The sequence below is a fragment of the Arthrobacter sp. ISL-28 genome (assembly GCF_018613875.1).
Classification (GTDB): Bacteria; Actinomycetota; Actinomycetes; order Actinomycetales; family Micrococcaceae; genus Arthrobacter.
In genome coordinates, this window is the sequence record NZ_JAGGPJ010000049.1 from 14164 (window position 1) to 38763 (window position 24600).

The following is a 24600-nucleotide window of genomic DNA, read 5'->3' on the forward strand; positions in this document are numbered from 1 at the left end:
GATGGGGTTGAACACGGACAGGTTCATGGTGATTGAACAAGCTTCCAGCAAAATGCTAAGCAGGCTTATGTTCTAGCGTATCCAGCAGTCAGCTTCGTCGCCAGTGAGTGTTCCTGGCGAGGCCGACGCCGGGGCTGTCGCCGACGTCGAGGGCTCGTCAGTAGGCGTGGCCGGGCGGAAACTCGACACCCATGCCTGGCGCCCTACTGCCCACCGCCCTGCTGCTCGGCGCCTACTGTTCACGGCACTGCTGCTCGGCGCCTACTGTTCACGGCACTGCTGCTCGGCGCCTACTGTTCACGGCACTGCTGCTCGGCGCCTACTGTTCAATTCCTAACTTCACCGCCTACTGTTCGGCGCCGCCGTGCAGGCTGTCATCGCTGCTGTCGCCTGAGGGTACATCCCGGGTGTCATCCGGGAGGTCCATGCTGCCGCGCGCTTCGGCCATGGTCGGCCCGCCGGCTGGAACGTCATAGCGCTCAGGGCGGATTCCGTGGGATTGCTCCTCGATGAGCGCCTGCTCTTCGCTGAAGCGGATAGCATTTGCATCATCGCCGGCATCGCCCGGGACGTCGTCACGGACCTTTGAAGGGTCCGGAACTATAAAGCCGTTTTCGTGCGCGTTCTGTTCGCTCATGGTTTTATCCTTCCAATGCACTGCTGCTCACAATTGCTGCTGCCCTATATTCAGGGCATATAGTAAGCTTACTTTCTATCGTGATTGGCGGGAAATACCGTTGCACCCTGGCCCCGCTTCAGCCTCAAGAGATCCGCGCCGAATGCCCCGAATATCCGAGATAACGCATCCACTTCCGCTGCATTCGCGTCATAGTCGGTCGCGACACGCAGAGTTAACCGTTTGAAGTCGCCAGAATTAACCTCCGCACGGCAAACTACTGGGGGAACAATCGCTCTATAAGGGGAACTATGCGCAAGACTGCCGCAGAAAACACCAACTTCCGGCTTAAGGCCGTGCTGGACGTTCTGGCAGAGGGGGTGTTGACTGGTGAGTCGCAGAATGCCGGTGAAGTACTGGCCGAAGCGCTCGTGCGTGTTCCGCTGAACGCCTACGAGGCTGAGCTGCTCAGCGGGGGCATTCCTCGCGGACACAAGTCGCTCACCACTGCCACGGCCAAGCTCGTCAAGGCCGGCTGGCTGGTCAAGGGCCGCTCCGGCTGGACCATCACCGAAGACGGCCTGCGTGCCACGGTGGCCTTCCCGGATGAAGCCAGCTTTGCCGCCGCGCTCGACGCCGGAACTCCGGTTCCTGCGGGCACGCCGCTTCCGGTGGCCGCACCCGCCAAGCCGGCCGCCAAGAAGGCATCGGCCGCCAAGGCTGAAAAGGCTCCGGCCAAGGGTGAGAAGGCTCCGACCAAGACTGCCAAGGTCGTGGACAAGGCTGCCAAGCTGATCGAGGACGCGGTGGCTCCGGTCGCCAAGGCCGTGCGCGGCAAGAAGGCCGAGGCGGCGTCCGAGCCTGAAGCGCCCGCCGTCGAAACTGTCCCGCAGCCGGAAGCAGTGGCCGTTGCAGGCGACTTCAACACTCTGCTCGGTGCACCGGAAAACTGGGCTCCGCAGTACGACGAAGCACAGATGGAGCTCGACTCCCTGGATCAGCTCTGGAAGCTGACGGCTGACATCCCGGCCGGTTACTACACCTTCAAGATCGCGCTGAACCGCTCCTGGGAAGAGAACTACGGCGCTTTCGGCGCGTTCGACGGTGCGAACCACGAACTGCACCACGACGGCGGCAGCCTCACCATCCGGTACGACCACCGCACCCGCGACATCACCGTCAACTGAACCGGCTCGTCGGTCGAGTCGGATATCGACTGACACGCTCGTGAACTAGCGTCGACTACGCGGCTGATGAACTGATTCAGTTCGGGACGTAGCCACGAAGCCCCGCTGCCGCACCTGCGGCAGCGGGGCTTCGTCGTTCGCTCTTATGCTCAGGAACGTCCCCTCCGGACCGGATGCTCGGGGAACTGTGTGCTCGAACCGAGGTTCCGGACCGGAGGGAGGCCGATATGAACGCAACAATTTGATCGCAATCGTGCCCTTCCCAAGGAATTTCCAAGGTCGGCTGCCGCACAATTAGTCCATCGTCTTTTTTAACCTTTCAAGGGAGGGCTTGATGCGTCGATCGGCATCATCAGCAGTAACAGCTATCTCGGGTATGTGCCTGGCACTGATGCTCGCTTCCTGTGGACCATCCCCTTCGGCGCCGGCCACTACTTCCCCGGCAGTCGAATCACCAACGGCAACCAGCCCCGCGACGGCGTCTCCGACGACCACTGCTTCCGAAGCTCCGACGACGGCGCCGGCAGAAGGCTGGAAGACCTTTACAACGAAGGACGGCTCGCTGGCCTTCGACTATCCGGCGGATTGGACCATCAAGGATCCGGCCGGGCAGGCGCCTGTCGGAGGAGGCGCTTTCGTGGAAGTCTCCAAGCCCGACGGAAAGATCATGGCCACCCTGCGCACCAACATGGTCACAGGCGCGGAATGCACCAAGAAGATGCCTTACGGAATGTTGGACTCGCAGCCGCTGCCCGCGCTGGCACAGGATGGAAAGACACCCAGATTCACCTTCGAGTCACGGATGGACTCTGAGGCTACCGATCCTGTGAAGGCGAATATCTTTGCCTACGGCATCACCTCCGCCCCGGAACCCACGGGAGCCGAGGCCTGCCCCATCTTCCATTTCTTCACCTGGCCGCCGAGCGGTGCGACGTTCGGGGGCGTTTACAACCCCTTCGACACAAGCCCCGGCAACGAACCGCACGTGGACACTCCTGAGGCGTACAAGGAGACGACCGAGTACAAGAACGTCCGGAAGATGATCACGTCCCTGCGTCCGGCAAGCTGACAAAGTCGACCGCCGAGGCCGGTGAGACCTCGGCGGTCGCCTCCGTGGCCGAGGCTTCGGCGGTGAACGGGTGAACGGGTGAACGGGTGAACGGGTGAACGGGTGAGCCGTCAGCCGTCAGCCGGTCTTCCGGTGGGGAACGGCTCTGCGATGGGCACGGCCCTGCGCTAGCGGAACCTGTCGAGTCCGCGGGGCCGGCGCTACATTGGACTCATGACCGACACGAATGCCCCCGATCCCGACATCGTGCGCCTCACAGCCCGGGTTACCGGGGCTGTCCAGGGCGTCGGCTTCCGATATTGGACGGCACGGAAGGCAGACGAGCTGGGTATCACCGGTTCCGTAAGGAACGACGACGACGGCTCGGTCGCCGTTGTCGCGGAGGGCCCACAGCCGGTCATCATCGAATTCCGGCGCTGGCTCGCTTCGCGCGAAGCACCCGGCAGGGTGGCCCACGTTGACGAGACGATGTCTCCCGCCGAGGGGAAGTTCAAGGGCTTCGACGTCGTGGTTTGACGATTCGTGATCTGACGATTCGTCGATTGGCGACTGGCGACTGGCTGCCTGCCGACCGGGGCCTTCCGACCGGGGGCTTAGCGGGCCGACCCGTCGTAGGCCGACGCGTCAGGGGTTGGCGGCCTGCCCGCCGGGAGCGCGGGGACTGAGCCCGATGAACGCGCCCAACTCCTCCAAAGCCGACGGTTTATGCGGCATGTAGTTGGTGAGCTCTGGGGACCGGACGATGACTGCCCGCCACTGGCCGCGCGAAACGGCGACATTGATCCGGTTGCGGTTCAGGAGGAACTCGGCGCCGCGGGGCGCCTCGGCGATGGCCGAGCACGCCATGGACACCAGCACCACGGGAGCTTCCTGGCCTTGGAACTTGTCCACCGTCCCCACCCGGACCTCTGCAAGACCTTGGTGGTCGAGCGCGTGCCGGATGACCTGCACCTGGGCGTTGTACGCGGCAACCACGAGGATGTCGTTCGCCTCCAGCGGGCGGACAGGCTCATCTTTGCCAGGCGTCCATTTAAGCCCGATATGGTCATGTGCCACCTGGACGATCTTCGTGGCTTCCTCGGGGGAACACGTGGTGTTGCCGGTGTGCTCCACAAGAACCGTCTCCACGCCGGCCGGAACACCGTCCAGTTGCCGGAACGTCGCAGCGGCGGCCGACTCGAGCTTGCCGTCGTAGCTCAGCTGCGACACCGCCCGGCACAGCTGAGGATGCATCCGCCAGGAATCCGCAAGGAAGTAGCCCAGCTGCGGTGGCATGGTGGCGTGTCCGGCAGAGAGCCACCCGAGGGCTGATTCGTCGACAGGCTGCGGATGGGAACCCTGGGTGACCTGGGGCAGTTGCTGGGGGTCGCCAAGGAGCAGCAGGCGACGTGCGGACCGGGCGACGGCCAGCGTGTTGGCGAGCGAATACTGCCCTGCCTCGTCAATGACCAGCAGGTCGAGTGCGCCGGGAGGCACACACTTGCCGGTCATGGTCCAGGCCGTCCCGCCGATTAGGCAGCCGCCCTCGGCGTCGAGAAGCCTGGTGATGTCCTCATCGGCAACACACGTCCAGGGAACGTCGTGCGGCTGCGCGAGCCGCTTTGCCACGACCCCGGGATCCACGCCGGCCTTGCCAATGGCAGTGCAGAGCATGTTCTCGATGACGGCGTGCGACTGGGCAACGACGCCGACCTTCCATCCGCGCTGCACGAGGCCGGCGATGACGTGCGACCCTACATAGGTTTTGCCGGTACCCGGCGGTCCTTGGACGGCGAGGTAGGAGCGATCCAGATCCCCGAGGGCTGCCGTGATGGCGGAGACGTAGTCCGCGGCGCCGGACTCATCATGAACGACTTCCGGGAGTGCCGCCAGGGTGGCCAGCCGTGGGGGTACTCGACGCAGGATGTCGAGTCCGGGGTGCCGGGGCAGCGACGGAAGGGTGGATCCCACGAGCTGCGCGAGTCCGGCCAGGGCGGCTTCGATGCTCGCCGTGGGTATCGGACGGTCCGGTGTGAGGGCCATGGGCAACTGGAAGTACGGCGGTACCTTGCCTGTTGACTTCTCGGTAATGGTGATGATGGTTTTCCCGGGCTGGTCGGGGTGGTCCTCCACCGCTTCCACCAGGGTGCCGAAGATACCGTCGCGGGACAGGGCGCGTCTCGCAATGAGTCCCTGGTTCGTTCCGGCAGCCGGCGCTCCTGCCGTCTGCGCCGCCCCGGGCCCGGTGCTGGGAACGCGCGGAGTCCGTCCGCCGTCGACGTCTCCGAGCCCGTCCGGCAGGGGATCCTCGAACATCCGGAACCATGTGGAGCCGGCACGGAATTCCGAGCCCTCGCTCATGACGCCGGTGAGGCGCAAGGTCCGGGATTCGGTGCGGGCGCGGGATGTGGGAGGTGCCCAGCCGGACACCACGGAAGCGTCTTCGACCACGAAGATGTTGCGCTGGTCCGACCAGTGGTCCACCTCGGATTCAAGGCGGTCGAAATGCTCCCACCAGAACTGCTTGCGCTCCCGGCGGTGGTAGCCCGTGGCGGCCGCGACCATTGCCACTGCCTGTTCGTCCGCGGTGAGTTCACGGTCGTCCGGGAGTGAGTCCAGATAGGCGCGCAGGGGCTTTTCCTCTGCGGTGAGTTCTTCATCTTCGTCGGATCCGGCCTGGCTGCCTGGCGCCTGCACGACAGCACTCACGCCGTCGCCGGCCGTGGCGCTCGCGCCCGCATCTAATGACGGGGCGGGAGCGGAGGCGGTCACTGAATCAGCGGCGGCCGAGGTGCCTTGGCGAAGCTGCAGCAGCCAGTCGCGGAGGCGCAAGGTGGACAGGCAGTCGTACTCGTTGTAATCGGAGATGGACGCGAGGATGGCTGCGGCTTCGGCCTGGGTTTCGGATCCGCCGTCACGTGCCGTGCAGTACGCGGCATAGGCCACCACCGACGCGCCGGCGTCCTTGACGTCCCCGGATCGCAGTTTGTCGCCCATGTACAGGGGCTCGAGCTTCTTGATGGAGTAGGAGGCCTCGGAAATCCTGAGTGAATGCCGCACAGTGGCGTAGAGGTCCACCAGGACACCCTCGCGAAGCCAGGAATCCACGATGTCCTCGCCGGCGACGTGCATCAGGGAGAGGTTCCGGAGGGCCGTTTTTTCGTATGGCGCGTAATGGTAGACATGCATGTCCGGATACCGGGTCCGACGCTCCTCAACGTAGCCGAGGAAGTCCAGGAATGCCTGCCGCTCATCCGCACGGGAATGTGCCCAGAAAGGCCGGAACACTGGCGCTGCGCCAGGCAGATCTCCGGGCAGCGGCGCCTCGATCACGCCGAAGAGGTATTCAAGTCCCCACTGGCCGGTGGCGGGATCCTGCCACAGCGGATCACCCTCGAAGTCGAAGAAGATATCGCCGTCGCTGGGGGCGGGGATGCTGGCCAGCGCGTTCTCCGGCAGCACCTTGTAGGTGACAGTGTGGTCCTTGCCGTCCTTGATGAAGGTGCGCGAGCCGTCCGGGGTTTCGAGGGAGGTCTGCATCCTGGCCTGGTCGCGCAGCCGGCGCCGTGTCCCTGTGGCCTTTTCCGGCGGGAGCTCAGCGAGGGCGTCGATGGTGGTGACGCCGTCGGCGATCAGCTTTTTCCGCTGGACGGAGGTCATGCCGCCCACCATCAGCAGGTCGCGGTGCGCCGACACCTGTTCGGCGCAGTAGTCGCACCTCCCGCAATAGCCCACGCCGGGCTGCTGCCAGGACACGGCAACCCCGGAGGTGCGGTGGGTTGTGGTCAGTTCGCGGAATCGGTCCCGGCGTTCGCGGTACACGGGGAGCAGATCGGTGAGCGAGTGGATGCTGCGTTCGAGGTTGCCCAGCACAAGCGTGACGCGGGGTGCCGGATCAAATCCGAGTTTGATCAGCTGGTCCCCGTAGGCGGCGAGCTGCAGCAGCGCGCCCACTTTGGCGTGCCTGGCCAGCTTGGTGTCCCACACGGCGTAGCGGCCCGCAGCGTCCTCAATGCCTATGCCCTGTTGTCCTACGTCCTGTTCACGTCCGTTCCCTTGGGGTCCGCCTTCTTTAACCAGGAAGTCCGCGTAGCCAAGGAACTCGCCGTCGAAAAAGGTGGCTTGGAAGACCACGTCCGCCCCGGCCCTGAGGGCGGAAGCGGTTTCATCGTGTTTGCCCGCCAGGTCAGCACGGTCCGTAGTGCCGCGCTCCACGCAGTACACCCCCGTGCCGCGGGACACATCCCAGGCACCGTAGTCAGCGATGAGGCCGGCCAGGACCCTGTGCTCGTGAAGATCACCGAGCTTGCCAGCCCGGGCCTGCATCTCATCGGCAGGAAAGTCGGCCTTGGCCGCACGTCCAAGCTTCTCGTCCAGGACGCGGAGCGTACGGTATTCGCACTCGCTCGCGGCCACAAGGTCACTGGCCGAGAACACCAGATCAGCGGGTGCGCCCGGTGTGAGTGGATCGAGCAGGAACATGGGGCCTCCCCATCGGCAGCCTCGCACTGAGAGGACTCTCTGTGCGCTGATTCGAATCTAGCAAGAGGCTATGACAATGAAGGCGCAGTCGTGAAAGCCGTCGAGATGGGGGAGAGGATGCCGGGGGAAGAGCGTGAAGGCATCAGCCTACGTGTGGGAGTACGTCAGGCAGTCAGCGTTGTCCGGACCAGGACCAACGTGGACCTCGGGGGCCTGGCACATCAGATGGTCGTTATGAGTGCATTCGGTGCGCTGGCAGGCACCCACTCCGGCCAGTACCTTCGGCAGGCCGCCACGGATGCCGGTGTCGATGAACGTGGCGCAGGACGCGTGGTCGGTCATACCGCCAACCGTGATGGCTTCGGCATTGCAATGGGTGTGATCGTTGAAGGAGCAGTTGGTAACGCTGCAGTCGGCGACGTGCGTGGTCATGGCAAGTTCCTCCGTAGTTCGGTCCGCCCCGGCTGGGCGGCGCACTTGTTCCAACGTAGGCCAGTCCCACCCGATCAAAAAGACCCAATCGTGTTGCGTAATTAGCCGCGACGAGGCTCGACGAAACAGGTAACAGAACGTTATGGACCTCACCGAGGGGGGAGTCTTAGACTGGCCGCACCCTCCACTGCCCAGGCGCCGACGACGCCGTCTGGCTTGCCGCCGGGACCTGCCCTTGGAGGGCGCATCAGATCGCTTCATGAATCACAAAAGACCTTTCATTGGGGAAGGCCCGTGACGCCAGGAGGAAAGAGATGGAAGGGAACAAGGCCGTTGCCTACAAGGGGCCCGGCAAGGTGGAAGTCATCGATATTGACTACCCTAGTTTTGAACTCAAGGATGGGCCGGGCGTCAACCCGGCGAACGTGGGGCGTTCTGTACCCCATGGGGCCATCCTCAAGACCGTAGCCACCAACATCTGCGGTTCGGACCAGCACATGGTGCGCGGCAGGACGACGGCGCCTTCGGACCTCGTCCTGGGCCACGAGATCACCGGCGAGGTGGTGGAAGTTGGCCCGGGGGTGGAGTTCATCAAGGTGGGCGATGTCTGCTCCGTGCCGTTCAACATTGCCTGCGGCCGGTGCCGGAACTGCAAGGAACGCAAGACCGGCATCTGCCTGAACGTGAATCCGGACCGTCCCGGCAGCGCCTACGGTTACGTGGACATGGGCGGCTGGGTGGGTGGCCAGGCCAACTATGTGCTTGTCCCCTACGCTGACTGGAACCTGCTGAAGTTTCCGGACAAGGACCAGGCCATGGAAAAGATCCTGGACTTGGCCATGCTCTCGGACATCTTCCCCACCGGGTTCCACGGGGCTGTCTGTGCAGGGGTGGGCGTGGGATCCACCGTGTATATCGCCGGTGCCGGACCTGTTGGGCTGGCGGCGGCTACCAGCGCCCATCTGCTGGGTGCCGCCGTCGTGATTGTGGGCGATCTCAATGCAGACCGGCTGGCGAAGGCACGCAGCTTCGGCTGTGAGACGGTGGACCTGACCGAGGGCGGGCCAGCGGAGCAGATCGAACAGATCCTGGGCGTACCGGAGGTGGACTGCGGCGTGGATGCGGTGGGCTTCGAAGCACGCGGCCACGGGCATGACGCCAAGGAGGCGCCGGCCACGGTGCTGAACTCGCTTATGGACATCACGGCAGCAGGCGGTGCGCTGGGCATTCCGGGGTTGTATGTGACAGGCGACCCAGGCGGCGTGGACGAAGCTGCGAAGAAGGGCTCGCTGAGCTTGAGCCTGGGCACTGGCTGGGCCAAGTCGCTGAGCTTCACCACCGGTCAGTGTCCTGTGATGAAGTACAACCGGCAGCTGATGATGGCCATCCTGCACGACAAGGTCAGCATTGCCAAAAACGTGAATGCCAAGGCGATCACCTTGGAGGATGCGCCGAAAGGCTACGCGGAGTTCGACGCAGGCGCCGCCACGAAGTACGTGCTGAACCCGAACGGATATTTGAGCTAACGGGTGCCTAAAACAGCAACGCGGGGTCAGGCGTCGTCCCTTAACCCTCCGAAATTGGGCCACAAGTGACCCCGCGCTGCTGCCTGCCGGTGCTATTTACGAGCACCGGGCCGGTGGGAGAATTGTTGAACCGACGAACATTGAGCCAGAGCCGAGGCAAGCGATGAACAGTCAGCCCGAAGAAACCCCGATCGAAGTGCCGGAAGCGGACGCCGTCGAGCAGCGGCTGCCGGCCACGCCGGACGCAGCAATGGACGAGCTCTATCCGTTGCCCGAGGACGCATCCGAAGCGGACGTGCTCGAACAGCGGACCCCGCTGGTGTCCCAAAGCCTGTCCGATGTTCCGGCCCCGGGCCTGTCGGCCGAGGATGCCGCGGAAGCGGACGCCATCGAGCAGTCGGAAGGAATGCCCGGCGGCGATGAGGATGACTACCCGTTCGCGGCGGAGCAGCCGGAGGAGTAGAAGGACCCGGCAATGGCATTAGCAGGACCGCGCTATTCGCAGCCCACGCCGTCGCCGTCGCGGTCCAGTTTGGCGCTGTAGCCTGGCTGGCCGGCGAAGATGGGGGCGGCTCCGGCCGCCCGGACCGCTGAGCAGTTGGCGTAATAGGTAGCAGCCGGCGCCGCTTGGGCGGGAGCCGGCGCAACCGTAAGGGCAGGAGCGGGCGCCACATGGACGACGGCGGGCCCCGCCGCCTGCTGACCGGGCGCCTGTGCGGCCTTCCCGGCGTGCGAATCAGACGGGGGAGCAGCGGCCTTCGTTGCCGGAGCGTTGTTATTCGTCCGGGCCAGGGTGCCGTCGCACTTGGCCAGAACCTTGCTCATGGCGTCGTGTTCGGCGCGCGTAACCCAGAGCTTGTGCGCGGCCTTGACCGAAATCTGCCGGGCGACGTATGCACAGCGGTATGCCTTGTTCGACGGGAGCCACGTGGCGGCGTCGCCGTCGCCCTTTTTCTGGTTGGCGGGGCCGGAAACGGCCAGGAGGTTCAGGGGGTCGTTCGCGAAGGCGGTGCGCTGCGCCTCGCTCAGCTGCTGGGCGCCCTTCTGCCAGGCGTCGCTGAGGGCCACGACGTGGTCGATCTGCACCGCGCTGCTCGTGCTGCGGCCGCGCTGGAATGCGACGTTCCTGGCGGTGTACGGATCATCCAGGGCGCCCGAGAGGACCACGCAGCTGCGGGTGCCCGGTTTCAAGGTCTTTGCCGTGAGGTCCCGGGCGAGGATGTCGTTGCGGGTGTCGCAGCCGTTGCGGTCGGTGTCCGCCCAGGCCTGCCCGAACTCGGCCCGGTCATAACCGGTTTTCGGGGCCCGGCCTTTGATGGGCAGGGTGGCGAGCAGCTCCAAGGCCTTGATGGCAAAGGCCGGCTGGGCGTTGGCGTCGGCTGCCCCCGCGGGTTCGGGTACTGTTTCCGCGTCCAGCCGGGCCGGATTGGGAACCGCCCCGGCGCTGGGCGAGGCTGTTTCCGGAACTGCCGTTGGGGCACTGAGCTGAATGCCCGACGTCGGGTGTTCCGTTGCGCTGACGGCTCCGCCGCAGGCGGTGGTTGCCAGAATTGCCGTGGCGACAATGCTGCCTTTGACCCAGTCGACGGCCCCGAAGGGTGCACCGTTTTCTCGGCGCGAAGATGTTGCTCTACTCAACTTCTGGTGCCCCCATGACGTTCATTGTCAGTCCAACGATGCTACCGCTGACGGGAGCGGGATGGTGGAACTTGAGCCAATCTTGAGAGAACCCTGCGAATCGGACTCCAGACACGAAAGGGACCATCAGACAGAAGGAGCCCCGCACACCTTGCGGTGCGCGGGGCTCCTTTTGGCGGCAGGACCATCGCAGCTGGGGGACGCGATGGGCCTAGAACAACGATACGGGTGCTTCCTGAAGATTGGCTGGGAGTTTTCGGCGAACTCCAGGAGTTTTGCGGCGTGTTGCAGACGGGTTCGGAAGGGCTCCCAACGGTGTGCCGGGGCAGAAGGTTCCAAGGGATCCTTGACTTCGCCCGCGGCCTGAACCAGTGTTGAAAACGCACCGTTTCAGCTGGATTATCCCCCCTTTAGGAGATGTGCGATGACGCTTCCCTCAGGCCTGACCCCGGGCATCTGGACGCTGGATATGTCCCACAGCGAGATCGGTTTCACCGTCCGGCACGCCGGCATCAGCAAGGTCCGGGGCCGGTTCATGGAGGCGCTTGCTGAGGCCCGGGTCCGGGATTCCCTCGCTGATTCCTCACTCGTCGCAAAAGTGAAGACGGCCAGCTTCAACTCCGGCGACCCTAACCGCGACGCGCATGTGCGCGGAGCCGACTTCTTCGACGTCGAGGAGTACCCCGAGATGACCTTCCGCGCCACTGGCGTCGAGGGCGACGGCGAGGACTACACGCTCACCGGAGACCTCACCATCAAGGGCATCACCAAGCCCGTGGAGCTGGAAGTCGAGTTTACCGGGGTGGCTGTTGATCCGTTCGGCGCTACCAGGGCAGGCTTCTCGGCGGAGGCGGAAATCAGCCGCAAGGAGTTCGGCCTGACCTGGAACGCCGTGCTCGAGGCCGGCGGGCTCTTGGTCAGCGACAAGGTGAAGATCAACCTCGAGGCCGCGCTCGTCAAGGAGAACCAGACCGGAGCAGCCAGCGCCGGCTGAACCGAAGCGGCCTGAAACGAACCCGGCCCGCCCCTAAGGGAGACCCTATAACCCGACCCTAAGGCGGACCTCATAAGACAGGCGCACCCTTATGACAGGCGCGCGATGCTCCGCCGGATGGGCCGTGAAGCGGTGCCGTTCGAAAACAGATCCGGCGACGACGCCTGAATCCTTTTCACGTCCTCGAAAACACCCCGGAGATGCAGGCGGAGCGAGCTGTCGGCGTCGGCCAGGTTGTGTGCCTCAAGCGCGTCCACCACGGCAGTGTGCTGGTCAATAAGCGTGGACACTGGCCGGGTGTCAATGAGGCTCAGCCGCCGTGCACGGTCCAGATGCGCCTTGGCCGAATTGACGGCAGTCCACGCTGATTCGTGCCCGGCCAAGCGAAGCAGTTCACGGTGGAAGTCTTCGTCCAGCCGGAAGAACTCCTCCACGTCGCCCTTTGCCTCGGCGTCGCGCTGGCTCACCAGGATGTCGCGCAGGCCAGCGATGGCCGGTGCATCCAACACAAGATCGTTAAGCGACGCGCATTCAATCGCCTCCCGAACAAACTGCGCCTCGGCCACCCGCCCCAGGTCCACCAGGGAGACGAACGAGCCGATCTGGGGAAACACCTGAACCAGGCCCTCTTCGCGCAACAGAATCAGGCTTTCCCGCACCGGCGTGCGGCTGACGCCGAGCTCCTGGGCGAGCTCGTTTTCCGACAGCGGCTCACCGGGCGGGAGCTGGAGAGAAATGATCCGGCGCCGGAGCGTCTCCAGCGTCTGGTCACGTACGGAGAGCCGTGGTGCCTGTCTCTTTTCGGGTTTGCCGCTTGTCATGCATCCAGTCTAGTCATCGTTGACAAACTAGAATGGTAGTGCTTGTATGGTAGTTAGAAATCCGCCGGAAAGCTGCCCGTAGAAGGGCATCGCATTCCGCGCTCTGCTTAGTCCCGGGGCGGCTGGCCTTGAACCGTCGCCTCTCCACCCTTCCTTTTTCATCGCCTGCAAAGGAGCAACTGATGACCGAGAGCATCGCGCCACCCACTACCAAGGTGGAGCCCAAGCCAACCCGCGAGCTGGCGAAGGTAGCCGTCTCCGGCTGGCTTGGAACCGCCATGGAATTCATGGACTTCCAGCTCTACTCCCTCGCCGCCGCCATTGTCTTCAACAAGATCTTCTTCCCCGAGGTGAGCCCGGTCATCGGCCTCATCGCCGCCATGGCCACCTACGGCGTGGGCTATGTTGCCCGCCTCGTGGGCGCCATCTACTTCGGCCGCATGGGTGACAGGATCGGCCGCAAGAAGGTCCTGTTCATCACCATCGCCCTCATGGGCGCCTCAACCACCCTGATCGGCGTTCTGCCCACCTATGCCATGATCGGCATCTGGGCGCCGATCATGCTCGTTGCCCTGCGCCTTATCCAGGGCTTCGGCGCCGGCGCCGAAATCGCCGGCGCCACCGTGATGCTCGCCGAGTTCGCTCCGGCACGGCGGCGCGGCCTGATTTCCTCGCTCGTCTGCCTCGGCACCAACTCCGGCACGCTTGCAGCCTCCGCGCTGTGGGCCATCCTGGTCAGCGTCCTCCCCGAGGACCAGCTGCTCAGCTGGGGCTGGCGCATCCCGTTCCTGGCCAGCTTCGTCCTGATGATCTTCGCGGTCTGGATCCGTCGCTCCCTCAAAGAGAGCCCGGTCTTCGAACAGCGCGAGGACGTGGTGGACGGCGTTGCGCTGTCCAAGAATGAGATTGCCCATGCTGCTGAGCTGAAGGGCACCAGCACCATCGAAGCCGCACTGCACCAGCGCAAGGGCAAGTCCTTCCTGATCGCCCTCGGCCTCCGCTTCGGCCAGGCCGGCAACTCCGGCCTCGTCCAGACCTTCCTCATCGGCTACCTGGCAACCGTCCTGCTGGTGGACAAGAGCGTCGGCACCACCGCCATTGTTTACGGCTCCCTGCTGGGCTTTATCACCATCCCCATCATGGGTATCCTCGGCGACCGATTCGGCCGCAAACCGCTGTACCTCGTGCTGAGCGCCCTGACCGCACTGTTCGCCGTTCCCATGATGCTGATGATCACCAGCGGCAACACCACCGTGATCACCATCGCCATCGTGCTCGGCCTGAACCTGGGCGTTCTGAGCCTGTTCGCCATGGAAAGCGTCACCATGGCCGAGTTCTTCGGAGCCCGCACCCGCTTCACCCAGTTGGCCCTCGCCAAGGAAATCGGCGGCATCCTCGCCACCGCCATCGGCCCGCTGCTCGCCGCCACGCTTACCGCCGTCACCGGACACTGGTGGCCGCTGGCCGCGATGCTCGTCGGCTACTCGCTGATCACGATGGTCTCCGCCGCAATCGGCCCCGAGGTCCGCGGCCGCGACATGGTCCGGCTCGAGGACGCGGTATGAAAGCCGTCGTCGTCCACGGCGCCAACGACCTGCGCATCGATGAGCGTCCCGAACCCGTGGCCGGACCCGGAGAGGTAGTGCTCGACGTCGAATGGGGCGGCATCTGCGGCTCGGACCTTTCGTACTGGCGCCACGGCGCCTCGGGGACGGCGGCGCTGAAGTCGCCGCTCGTCCTCGGCCACGAGGTGGCCGGCCGGATCGCCCAGCTGGGCGCCGGAGTGGAAAACCTCGACGTCGGCCAGCCCGTTACCGTGCATCCTGCGGAATTGGTGGGGGACGGCACCATGCCGGAACGCCTCAAGGGTCGGACCAACCTCTACCCGCACATCAGGTACTTCGGATCCGCCGCCTTCGATCCCCACACCGACGGCGGATTCAGCGAACGGAAGGTCGCCAAGGCATCCCAGATCCGGCCGCTGCCGGCGGGCGTGGATACGCTGCGCGGCGCGCTCGCGGAACCGCTCGCCGTCGCCATGCACGCCGTGGGGCGGGCAGGATCCCTGGCCGGCCGGGACATCCTCGTCAACGGCGCCGGGCCCATCGGTTCGCTGGTGGTAGCGGCGGCCAAGTATGCCGGCGCCAGGACGGTCACCGCTGCGGACATCAGCGATTCTTCGCTGCGGATCGCCAAAGCCATGGGCGCCGACGAAGTGCGGAACGTGTCCGGAGGCGGCAGCCTTCCCGAGGACGTGGAGCTGGTGTTCGAGGCGACAGGCATTCCGGCCGTGCTGGGCAACGTCCTGCGGGCGACCGCCCGCGGCGGAACCCTGGTGCAGGTGGGGAACCTGCCGGGTGCTCCGTCCCCGGCGGCGCTGGGGGACCTCGTGACACGGGAGATCACCTGGATCGGCTCCTACCGGTTCGTGGACGAGATCAGCGACGCCCTCGGCGCCATGGCCGAAGGCCTCGATGTCTCGCCCGTCATCACCCACAAGTTCAGCATCGACCAGGCCGCGGAGGCCATGAGGGTGTCGGCAGATCCGGCATCCGGCAGCAGCAAGGTCATGCTCCGCCTTAGGCCAACTGAGTAGCAGCAGCTGTCGTTCTGAGGGCTCATCACGACATCTGCTGCGACCTACTTGCACATTCCCACACACCTTGAAGGACCATCAGTGAAGATCACCGACGCACGGGTAGTGGTTTCGTCGCCAGGACGGAATTACGTCACGCTCGTTATTGAAACCGAGGACGGCATCACCGGCATCGGCGACGCCACCCTCAACGGCCGCGAGCTGGCCGTGGCGTCCTACCTGTCCGAACACCTCTGCCCGCTGCTGATCGGCCGCGACGCGCGCCGGATCGAGGATGCCTGGCAGTACTTCTACAAGGGCGCCTACTGGCGCCGCGGGCCGGTGACCATGACCGCGATCGCCGCGATCGACGTCGCGCTGTGGGACATCAAGGGCAAAGTGGCCGGCATGCCGGTCTACGAGCTTCTCGGCGGGGCGGCCCGCGAGGGCGTCATGGTTTATGGGCACGCCAGCGGCTCCACGCTGGAGGACCTGAGCGCCGACTTCCAGCGCCACCTGGACCTGGGCTACAAGGCCATCCGCGCGCAGGCGGCGGTGCCCGGGCTGGAGAAAACGTACGGGATCGCGCCGGTGGACGGCAAAACGTACGAGCCTGCGAGCGGCAACATCCCGCAGGAGGACGTGTGGGAAACCACGTCCTATCTGGACTTCGCGCCCAAGATGATGGCCCACGTGCGCGAGCAGTTCGGCTACGGCGTCCACGTGCTGCACGACGTCCACCACCGGCTGACGCCGATCGAGGCCGGCCGACTGGGCGCGTCGCTCCAACCGTTCCGGCCGTTCTGGATCGAGGACCCGACGCCGGCGGAGGACCAGTCGGCGTTCCGCCTGATCCGCCAGCACACCACCACGCCCATCGCAGTGGGGGAGGTGTTCAACTCGATCTGGGACTGCCAGCAGCTGATCACCGAACGCCTGATCGACTACATCCGCACATCCGTCTCGCACTCGGGCGGCATCACGCACCTGCGCCGCATCTTCTCCCTCGCCGACCTGTACGGGGTCCGGTCCGGCTCTCACGGCGCGGGCGACCTGTCGCCGGTGTCCTTCGCGGCGGCGCTGCACGTGGACATGAGCATTCCCAACTTCGGGGTCCAGGAGTACATGGGCCACCGTGACCCCGCCGGTGAGGTCTTCACGACGTCGTACACGTTCACGGACGGCTACATGCACCCCGGCGATGCCCCGGGACTCGGGGTGGAATTCGACGAGGAGGCGGCGGCCGCCTTCCCGTTCGACCCCAAGTATCTGCCCGTCAACCGCCGGCTCGACGGGTCGGTGCACGACTGGTGAACGCCTCAACGCACGAATCCGCAATGCACGAGTCCGCAATGCAAGATTCCGGAACGCAGGAATCCCGGCCCAAGCCGTTCGACGTCGTCGTGATGGGGGAAATCCTCGTCGAGGTGGCCACCGACGTTGTGTTCGGCCACGGTGTGCCCGCGCAGCTCGGCGTCTCGGGGGACGCGCTGAACGTCGCGGCTGCTGCCGCCGCCGCAGGAGCGCGAACCGCGCTGCTGTCCGTACTGCCCGACGACGACCTCGGCCAGGCGATCGCCGCCAGGATCCGGGAACTCGGCATCTCCACCGAGCTGCTGAAGTTCAGGACCGGGCAGCAGGGCGTGTACCTGGTGCACTGCGACCCGGACGGGCAGCGCGAGTTTTCCTACGCCCGCAGCGGGAGCGTGGGATCCACCCTATCCCCGGAGGACGTTGCTTCCCACGTCTTCTCGGCGGCAGCGGCAGTGGTTGCCAGCGGGGTCGCCTGCGCCATCTCCGCGTCGTCGCGGGCGGCTGTGCTCAAGGCGGCCGCGCTGTCCCGCCGCTTCGTTTTCGACCCGAACTTCCGCCCCCGCCTGACCAGTGCGGAGGATGCAGCGGCGCTCCTGGCCGAGGTTGCGCCGCGGACGTTCCTGGTCACCCCGTCCTTCCCCGGGGAAACGGCCGCACTCCTGGGATGCGCGTCGCCGAAGGAGGCTGCGGCCAAGCTCCGCACCCTCGGCGCGGCCAACGTCGCGGTGACCTGCGGTGCGGAGGGAATCCAGCTGGCGAGTGACCAGCTGGAGAGTGACCAGGATTCCGCCTGGATCGACGCGATACCTGCGCCGTCGGTCGTGGACCAGACGGGAGCGGGCGATGCGTTCGTCGGCACCCTGACCGCCCGGATGGTGCTGGGCGACAGCCTTCCCGTTGCGGCCCGGTACGGTGCGGCCGCCGCATCGCTGGTGGTCGGCGGAAAGGGCGGCACAGGGCTGATTCCCACCTTCGAACAGACCAGCGCGCACGCCCAGCGTGCACCCGAAGGAGAACTGTCATCACTCGCCTAAGCGCCGCCTCGCTCGCGGCAAACGGAAACCATCAGGCCCTGCTGCCCCGCGACCGGCTTAGGCCGGGCATCGTGCATCTTGGGCTGGGCGCCTTTGCCCGTGCCCACACAGCCGTGTTCACCGAGAACGCGATGCTGGCCTCCGGCGATTCTGATTGGGGGATCACCGGAGTCACGCAGCGTTCGGACACCGTCGCGCGCCAGTTGGCGCCGCAGGACGGACTGTTCACCGTGACGGAGCGGGGCAGCGGTGCCGCCCCGCTCCGCGTGGTGTCCAGCATCGTGGAGGCCATTTCCGGACGGGACAACCCAGCTGCCGTGATCAACCGGGTTGCCGCCCCGGAGACGTCGGTGGTTACGCTCACGGTCACGGAGAAGGGCTACCGGATCGATCCGCGCACCGGAACGCTCGACACCAACGACGGGCTGGTGCGGGCAGATCTTGCAGGACAGGCGCCGCAGACCGCGATCGGGCAGATCGCGCGGGGGCTCCAGCAGCGCGCCCGCGCCGACGCCGGGCCCCTCACCGTGGTCTCGTGCGACAACCTTCCGGGCAACGGAGAGCTGACTGGCAAGCTCGTGCGCGCCTTCGCTGCGGCACTCCCGGCGGCCGAAGCTGACCCGCTGGTGTCCTGGCTCGAGGCGAACGTGTCCTTTCCGAACACGATGGTGGACCGGATGGTGCCTGCCACCACGGCGGGTGACCTGGACGCCGTCGAACGTGAACTGGGGCTCCGGGACGAGGCGGCTGTGGTGGCCGAACCATTCCTGCAGTGGGTCATCGAAGACAACTTTGCGTCGCGCCGCCCGCGCTGGGAGGATGCCGGGGCACTGTTCAGCTCCGACGTCGCCGCCTGGGAGGCCGCCAAGCTGCGCCTGCTGAATGCCAGCCACTCGATGCTCGCGTATCTGGGGCTGGCCGCGGGCAAGACGACCATCAGCGACGCCGTGGCGGAGGACGCGTTCCTCACCGCCTGCCGGCGCATGATGGCGGAGGACGCCCTGCCGACGATCGGACTCCCACAGGGGATGGACAGCGACGCCTACTGCGCCCAGGTGCTCAGCCGATTCGCGAATCCCGCGCTCGGGCACACCACGGCCAAGGTGGGCAGCGACGGCTCGCAGAAGATCGGACTGCGGCTGCTGAGCACGATCCGCGCCACCCTCGACGCCGGCCGGGAACCGCGGTGGGCAGCCCTTGCGGTCGCTGCCTGGATGCACCACGTGGCGTCCACGCACACGGCTGAACTGAACGACCCGCTGGCGGCTGAGCTGCACGCCGCGCTCCCCTCCTCGCGGAATGCCGCCACAGTAGTCCCGGCGCTACTTCGCTGCCGCAGCATTTTCGACGGCGGGCTGGCAGCTCACGACGGGTTCGCCGGGCTTCTCACGCACTGGTACAGCATTATCGACACCCACGGGCTGGACGGCCTGAGAAATGAGATCAACCATGGCTGACGCCACCAGCATCTTGCACATTTCCCCGGTCATCCCGGTGGTTACCATCGACGACCCGCAGCATGCGGTTTCGGTTGCCCGGGCGCTGGCCGACGGCGGCATCCGGATTATCGAGCTCACGTTGCGGACCGAGAGCGCCCTCACCTCGCTCAAACTTATCGCCAATGAGGTGCCGGACATCCTCGTCGGCGCCGGCACCATCCTGACGCCGGCCCAGGCCGACGCCGCAGTGTCCGCCGGTGCCCAGTTCCTGGTGAGCCCCGGCGGAACGCCCTCCCTGCTGGACCACATCCTGACGCTCAATGTTCCGGTGCTGCCGGGCGTGGCCACGGTAGGCGAGGTAATGGCTGTGCTGGAGCGCGGCCTCGAAGCCATGAAGTTCTTCCCTGCCGGTCCGGCCGGTGGGCCCGCCTACCTGGCCGCCATCGGGGCACCCATTCCGCAGGTGCAGTTCTGCCCGACCGGCGGCATCAGCCTAGCCACCGCCCCGGACTACCTGAAGCTGCCCAACATCTCATGCGTCGGCGGCAGCTGGCTGACACCCCGCAGCGCAGTGGAAGGCAACGACTGGCAGCAAATCACGGAGCTGGCGCGGGAAGCGGCCGCGCTCGCTGCCTGATCCGGGAACCAGGAAGGCAAACCCCGCGTCGCAGAACCCCGTAGCCGTGGCCAGCAGACGCGCGTAGAGTCGGGAACGACCGGACTACCAACGGTCGCAGACTGAATAGCCGCAATCTGAACTAGGAGTGCACCATGCATTTGGGACATAAGATCAGGAATGCCGCAGAACGTCTTAGTGGGCGGACCGGCGCTGCCGGCGGACCCGCACGCCCTGCCCGGCCGCGGGCTACCGGCACAGGCCACGGGGCTGCCGGCCACATCGGGGACAGGATCCGCAGCTTCCTGAGGAGGCACTAACCTGCCCGCGGAGATTCACGGCGATGCAGCGCTGAGGTCTCTGCTGCACAGCGGTTTTGGACGGCGGCAACCGGTGGTTGCCGCCGTCGCCGTGTCCCCGGGACAATCTTCCGTGGCCAGTCTGGGCGCGGGCCTGGACCGGGAGGCGGGTACCGGCGTCGTCATTCTGTCCCCAACGGCGGTGGCGGTGGCGAGTGCTGTGGAGGTCCGAGTGCGTGGCGAGGTGCGGGCTCAGCGCCCGTTGGCCCGCTCGAGGGCCTGGTCGTGCTCGGCATGGGCCTGGCGAAGGAGGTTCATGAACTCGGTCTCGTCACGGATGAGCCGCTTGTACTTCTCCGGCAGTTTCTTAAGTTCCGCTTCCTCCCGGACCATCTTGTTGAAGATCACCTCGCGCTCGGAGATGTCCGTCTCGTAGTTGAGGTCCACGTACTCGGTGGCGTGCCGCTTGGCGCCGGCGACCATGTGCTTGGCCTTGCCCTTGGGACTCAGGACGGAGGCCAGGATGGTGGCGGTGAGGACTCCGAGGATGACACCGAGCGAGGTTGCGGTGCTGATTTCCACCACCGGAACGGGTTCGCCGTCGTTGATGAACGGCAGGTTGTTCTCGTGGAGGGCGTGCAGGAAGAGCTTGACGCCGATTAACCCGAGGATGGCGGCCAGGCCGTAGGACAGGAAGATGAGCCGGTCCAGCAACTCGTCGATCAGGAAGTAGAGCTGGCGCAGGCCGAGCAGTGAAAACACGGTGGCGGTGAAGACGATGTAGACGTTCTGGGTCAGGCCGAAGATGGCAGGAATGGAATCCAGGGCGAAAAGGATGTCCGTGCCGCCGATAGCCGCCATCACCAGGAGCATCGGCGTGAGGACGCGTTTGCCGTTTTCCACGGTGAAGAGTTTGTCGCCGTCGTAGTGTTCCGACGCCGGGAGCAGGCGCCGGGCGAGGCGGACCACGAGGCCTTCACTGGCCGTGACATGGGAATCAGGCGTGAGCAGGTTGCCTGCCGTGATGAGCAGGATCAGGCCGAAGATGTAGAACACCCAGGCGAAGCTGTTGATCAGGGCGGCTCCGAGGAAGATGAAGCCGGTGCGGGCGAGCAGGGAGAAGACGATGCCGAACAGGAGCACTTTCTGCTGGTCTTTGCGGGGCACCCGGAAGCTGGCGATGATGACGAGGAAGACGAACAGGTTGTCGACCGAGAGGGCCTTCTCGGTTACGTAGCCGGCGAAGTACTCGGTGCCTAAGGTGGATCCGCCGGCCATCCAGACGCCCAGGCCGAAGAGCAGGGCGATGCCCACGTAGATGGCGGACCAGATTGCCGATTCCTTGAGCTTGGGCGTGTGGGCTTTCCGGACGTGGAAGAAAAAGTCGAAGGCCAGGAGGGCCATGATCCCTGCCACGGTCAGAATCCATACGATGTTGGGGACATCCATGCTGCATGCCTCTTTCCTGATGGATGAGGGGCGCGCCGTGGAGTGGGCAGGAGGAGGATGCTCCGACCCGGAACACGCACCGGGGCTTGGGAATTACCTTACCCACGCGCTGCCCGGCGCGCCGCAACATTCATCCAGCAGGGCGAGTCTCAGCCGTGAGTCCCCACCGTGGATCCCGTCACTAGGGAGCGGCAGCACCGCTCAGGTGTACATGAGGGATCCTGGCGTCGTCAGGAGTTGCCCGGTCTCGAGCCACGTCTTCAGGCCGGAGAGGATCATCGGCCAGCCGCCGTACAGCTGCTCGTTGGCACCCTCGCGGAGCTGGTCGTGGGTGACGGTCAGGCGGCAGGAGTCGCCCACGGGTTCGATCTCCCAGGTGATCCGGGAAGTTCCCTCGGCTTTGACGTCGTCACCCCACAGAGCGCGCATGCTCTGCACGAGCCGGCGTGGCGGATCGATCTCGAGGTTCTCGCCTTCACCGATTGGGTCACCGCCGTCGGGGGCCATTTCGAAGTGCGACCCCGGCGTCCAGTCTGAGGTGACGCGCACCCCGAACTGGTACTTGCTGCGGATCTCACTGTCCGTGATGGCTTCCCAGAGCCGCTCCGGAGTGGTCTTGATGTAAATTTCGAAGATCTTTTCCATGGGACTTTCCAATCTGGATTTGAGGTCGCTGAGGGCAGCGGCCCATGGTTGTGCATATTTGCTCACCCATCGGTCGTGGACGAGCCTGATGGGCACCGGGTTCAGGAAGTGCAGCTTTTCCCGGCCTTGGCGTCTGGTCACGACCAGGCCGGCGTCCTCGAGGATCCTGAGATGCTTCATGACTCCGAAGCGGGTGATTTCGAAGCGTGCTTCCAAAGCGCTGAGCGTCTGGCCGTCCTCGCGGAAAAGCTCATCCAGCAACTCCCTGCGGATAGGGTCAGCCAGGGCCTTGAAGACGGCGTCCACAAAACTCAGAATAGGTGACCATATGGTCACATGTCAACGGCTTTTGGGGCAGCTGCGACGTTCCCTATTTTTACGCTGGTAACTCCCGTCTCGCGCCGTTCTGGGCGCTCAACCTTGCGCTAGCTGTGACCCGCTCCGCTGCCGTCCATCCTCCGGTCGTCAACCCTGGTGAGCGAGTAAAAAGGCGTGAACCTAGCCCTGGTTCCGGGAGAAATATTCGACCTGACGATCGACGCGGTTTCAAGCGCCGTCAGGTGGTACCGCACGATGTCCTTGGAGGCACCAAGCGCACTCTTGATGTCGGATACCCTGCTCGCCCCGTTGTGCGCCAGAAATTCGACGATCTGGGACCTGATCCGGTTGCTGGAGGAGCGGCTACTCCCGTGTATCGCCACCCGGCTGCCCACGACGCTGATTATTTCGGTCATTTCAACTGCCTCTCAGTCGGCGCTCCTACGCGCTGTTGGTTGGTGTTCGATCCGCTTGTTGTTGTTCGATCAGCGCCGGAGTCAGCTACGGGTCAGCTATGGACGGGCGCTGCCGCCGGCCGACCGGCCTTGAGTTGTTTCTGCATCAGCCCAAGGCTCTTTGCATCAACCCAAGGCCGGCCGGCCCGCGTGTGAACCGATCAGTGGTTCGCGGTCTCCAGCTCCTTGGCCTCCTGCACGTCGGGCTCCGGGAGCGAAGCCTCGCGGGAAACAGCTTTGTCGTGGTTTCGGCCGAGGACGGCGGTGGCGATGGCGTTGCCCAGGATGTTGGTCGCGGTGCGCCCCATGTCCAGGAGCTGGTCGATCACGAGCAGGACTCCAATGCCCGCTGCGGGGATGCCGAAGGCGGGGACGACGGCGGCGACGACGACGAGCGAGCCGCGCGGCACGCCGGCCATGCCCTTGCTGCTGAGCAGCAGCATTGCGGTCATCGCGATCTGCTGGCCAAGGTCCATGTCGATGCCGTAGGCGTTCATCAGGAAGATCGATGCGAAAGTCATGTACATCATGGAGCCGTCGACGTTGAAGGAGTAGCCGAGGGGCAGCACGAAACCGGTGGTGCGCTTCTCGATGCCGAACTTGGTCAGGCCTTCAATGAGCTTGGGGAGGGCGGCTTCGCTGCTGGAGGTCGCGAAGGCGATGACCATGGGTTCGCGCACAATCCGGACGAGGCGGAAGGCTGCCCGTCCCAGGAAAGCGACGGCGACGGCGATCATGACGGCCCAGAGCGCCGAGAGGGAGATGTAGAACCCGCCGATGAAAGAAGCGTAGGTGGCAAATGCATCGAGTCCCTGGGAGGTGAAGGCCGAGGCGATGCCAGCGAAAACGCCGACCGGCGCTGCCAGCATCACGTATCCGGTGACCTTGAGCATGACACCCATCAGTTCGTCGATGGCATTGGCGATGGAGGAGTGGCCCTTCTTCCGCAGGTTCAGCAGGGCGACGCCGAAGAGTGCGCCGAAGACCAGGATCTGGAGCGGGTTGTTGGTCGTCAGTGCGGAGAAGACGCTGGTCGGGATGATGTTGGTGACGAACTCCTGGTAGTCAAGGGGCTTCGGCTCCAGGCCTGCATCACCGCCCGGCACCAGGTTGAGGCCGTCACCGACGTTGAGGACGTGCGCCGTGAGGAATCCGAAGGCGCCCACGAGGACGGAGGCCGAAAGGAACCAGATCATGGAGCGGCCGAAGAGCTTCCCAACACCTGCGGATTTCGCGGCTCCTGCGATGCCGGAAACCAGGGTGGCGAAGATCAGCGGGGCGATGATCATCTTGATCAGGTTCAGGAACATGTGCGTCACGGTGTCCAGGACCGCCACGAGGGATTCGCGGGCCGCACCGGCGAGCAGCCAGTGGGACACCAGTCCGCTGATGATTCCGAACAGAAGCGCTGCCAGAATCCACATCGTTGATTTGTTCTTCATGGTTATTCCTTGGTTGGGGGCCGGGGTGACGGCCCGGTGCTGGAACGGACCTCGCCATCGAGTTCCGTTGTCTCTGTAAGTGGGTCAATGAATGGGCACAGCCAGGGTATTTGGGCACGGCGGCGTGCCCCTGTTCCCTGGTCGGATGGGGTAGAAGGTGTGCGGGCTTGGATCCGCTGGTCGAGCCTGTCGAGACCTGAGCCTGTCGGGACAGGGTTTCGCCAGGCTCAACCAGCAGTGGGGACTACTTGCTGAGGTTTGCCAGGCGTT

At 65.1% G+C, this 24600-nt stretch carries 21 protein-coding genes; 12 read left to right on the plus strand and 9 right to left on the minus strand.

Annotated elements, in window-relative coordinates:
• Positions 1-346 precede the first annotated feature (346 nt).
• Positions 347-637, minus strand: coding sequence for a hypothetical protein (locus J7E80_RS22530; protein ID WP_215054435.1), 291 nt, complete (start codon positions 635-637; stop codon positions 347-349).
• 290 nt (positions 638-927) lie between these two features.
• Between J7E80_RS22530 and J7E80_RS22535 the strand changes: the two genes are divergently transcribed.
• The 3 genes from J7E80_RS22535 (at position 928) to J7E80_RS22545 (ending at position 3388) form a co-directional block, all read left to right on the plus strand.
• A complete protein-coding gene (locus J7E80_RS22535) occupies positions 928-1803 on the plus strand; it encodes a glycosidase (protein WP_215054436.1) in 876 nt (291 codons plus the stop codon).
• 334 nt (positions 1804-2137) lie between these two features.
• Positions 2138-2872, plus strand: coding sequence for a hypothetical protein (locus J7E80_RS22540; protein ID WP_251037258.1), 735 nt, complete (start codon positions 2138-2140; stop codon positions 2870-2872).
• A 213-nt stretch (positions 2873-3085) separates the two neighbouring features.
• The gene (locus J7E80_RS22545; protein ID WP_215054437.1) at positions 3086-3388 is read left to right on the plus strand and encodes an acylphosphatase; all 303 of its coding nucleotides are present in this window, start codon (positions 3086-3088) and stop codon (positions 3386-3388) included.
• Between the two features lie 108 nt (positions 3389-3496).
• Here the strand turns inward: J7E80_RS22545 and J7E80_RS22550 are convergent, their stop codons facing one another.
• Together J7E80_RS22550 and J7E80_RS22555 are read right to left on the minus strand one after the other, a co-directional pair.
• Positions 3497-7333 (minus strand): TM0106 family RecB-like putative nuclease, encoded by a 3837-nt coding sequence (locus tag J7E80_RS22550; protein WP_215054438.1) that lies wholly within the window; start codon positions 7331-7333, stop codon positions 3497-3499.
• Positions 7334-7480: 147 nt separating this feature from the next.
• Entirely contained in the window at positions 7481-7765 is a 285-nt protein-coding gene (locus tag J7E80_RS22555) for a DUF1540 domain-containing protein (RefSeq protein WP_215054439.1), read from the minus strand.
• 314 nt (positions 7766-8079) lie between these two features.
• Between J7E80_RS22555 and fdhA the strand changes: the two genes are divergently transcribed.
• Both fdhA and J7E80_RS22565 read left to right on the plus strand, forming a co-directional pair.
• Positions 8080-9291: a formaldehyde dehydrogenase, glutathione-independent gene (gene fdhA / locus J7E80_RS22560; protein ID WP_215054440.1), complete on the plus strand. Its 1212-nt coding sequence runs from the start codon at positions 8080-8082 to the stop codon at positions 9289-9291.
• 163 nt (positions 9292-9454) lie between these two features.
• A complete protein-coding gene (locus J7E80_RS22565) occupies positions 9455-9754 on the plus strand; it encodes a hypothetical protein (RefSeq protein WP_215054441.1) in 300 nt (99 codons plus the stop codon).
• Between the two features lie 32 nt (positions 9755-9786).
• Here J7E80_RS22565 and J7E80_RS22570 read toward each other — a convergent pair whose 3' ends face one another.
• Positions 9787-10929, minus strand: coding sequence for a DUF1524 domain-containing protein (locus J7E80_RS22570; RefSeq protein WP_215054442.1), 1143 nt, complete (start codon positions 10927-10929; stop codon positions 9787-9789).
• A gap of 424 nt (positions 10930-11353) precedes the next feature.
• On the opposite strand from J7E80_RS22570, the gene J7E80_RS22575 reads away from it, so the two are divergent.
• Complete coding sequence (locus J7E80_RS22575) at positions 11354-11923, plus strand: YceI family protein (protein ID WP_215054443.1); 570 nt, start codon at positions 11354-11356, stop codon at positions 11921-11923.
• Between the two features lie 89 nt (positions 11924-12012).
• Here J7E80_RS22575 and J7E80_RS22580 read toward each other — a convergent pair whose 3' ends face one another.
• Entirely contained in the window at positions 12013-12744 is a 732-nt protein-coding gene (locus J7E80_RS22580; protein WP_215054444.1) for a GntR family transcriptional regulator, read from the minus strand.
• 182 nt (positions 12745-12926) lie between these two features.
• On the opposite strand from J7E80_RS22580, the gene J7E80_RS22585 reads away from it, so the two are divergent.
• The 6 genes from J7E80_RS22585 (at position 12927) to eda (ending at position 19743) form a co-directional block, all read left to right on the plus strand.
• Positions 12927-14309 carry an MFS transporter gene (locus tag J7E80_RS22585; RefSeq protein WP_215054445.1) on the plus strand — a complete coding sequence of 461 codons (1383 nt, stop codon included), beginning with the start codon at positions 12927-12929 and terminating at the stop codon, positions 14307-14309.
• A complete protein-coding gene (locus tag J7E80_RS22590) occupies positions 14306-15340 on the plus strand; it encodes an L-idonate 5-dehydrogenase (RefSeq protein WP_215054446.1) in 1035 nt (344 codons plus the stop codon). The genes J7E80_RS22585 and J7E80_RS22590 overlap by 4 nt, the downstream gene beginning before the upstream one ends.
• An 81-nt stretch (positions 15341-15421) precedes the next feature.
• A complete protein-coding gene (gene manD, locus J7E80_RS22595) occupies positions 15422-16633 on the plus strand; it encodes a D-mannonate dehydratase ManD (protein WP_215054447.1) in 1212 nt (403 codons plus the stop codon).
• A gap of 23 nt (positions 16634-16656) precedes the next feature.
• Positions 16657-17667, plus strand: a complete 1011-nt coding sequence (locus J7E80_RS22600) for a PfkB family carbohydrate kinase (protein ID WP_251037260.1) — start codon at positions 16657-16659, stop codon at positions 17665-17667.
• Between the two features lie 71 nt (positions 17668-17738).
• Positions 17739-19124 (plus strand): mannitol dehydrogenase family protein, encoded by a 1386-nt coding sequence (locus J7E80_RS22605; RefSeq protein ID WP_215054448.1) that lies wholly within the window; start codon positions 17739-17741, stop codon positions 19122-19124.
• On the plus strand, positions 19117-19743 hold the full coding sequence (gene eda / locus J7E80_RS22610; protein ID WP_215054449.1) for a bifunctional 4-hydroxy-2-oxoglutarate aldolase/2-dehydro-3-deoxy-phosphogluconate aldolase: 627 nt from the start codon (positions 19117-19119) through the stop codon (positions 19741-19743). The genes J7E80_RS22605 and eda overlap by 8 nt, the downstream gene beginning before the upstream one ends.
• Before the next feature lie 530 nt (positions 19744-20273).
• Here the strand turns inward: eda and J7E80_RS22615 are convergent.
• From J7E80_RS22615 to J7E80_RS22630, 4 genes are all read right to left on the minus strand, one after another.
• Positions 20274-21470 carry a TerC family protein gene (locus J7E80_RS22615; protein WP_215054450.1) on the minus strand — a complete coding sequence of 399 codons (1197 nt, stop codon included), beginning with the start codon at positions 21468-21470 and terminating at the stop codon, positions 20274-20276.
• Positions 21471-21671: 201 nt separating this feature from the next.
• Positions 21672-22421: an SRPBCC domain-containing protein gene (locus tag J7E80_RS22620; protein WP_215054451.1), complete on the minus strand. Its 750-nt coding sequence runs from the start codon at positions 22419-22421 to the stop codon at positions 21672-21674.
• 119 nt (positions 22422-22540) lie between these two features.
• Entirely contained in the window at positions 22541-22849 is a 309-nt protein-coding gene (locus J7E80_RS22625; RefSeq protein ID WP_215054452.1) for a winged helix-turn-helix domain-containing protein, read from the minus strand.
• A gap of 200 nt (positions 22850-23049) precedes the next feature.
• Positions 23050-24330 (minus strand): dicarboxylate/amino acid:cation symporter, encoded by a 1281-nt coding sequence (locus tag J7E80_RS22630; RefSeq protein ID WP_251037261.1) that lies wholly within the window; start codon positions 24328-24330, stop codon positions 23050-23052.
• Between the last annotated feature and the right edge of the window lie 270 nt (positions 24331-24600).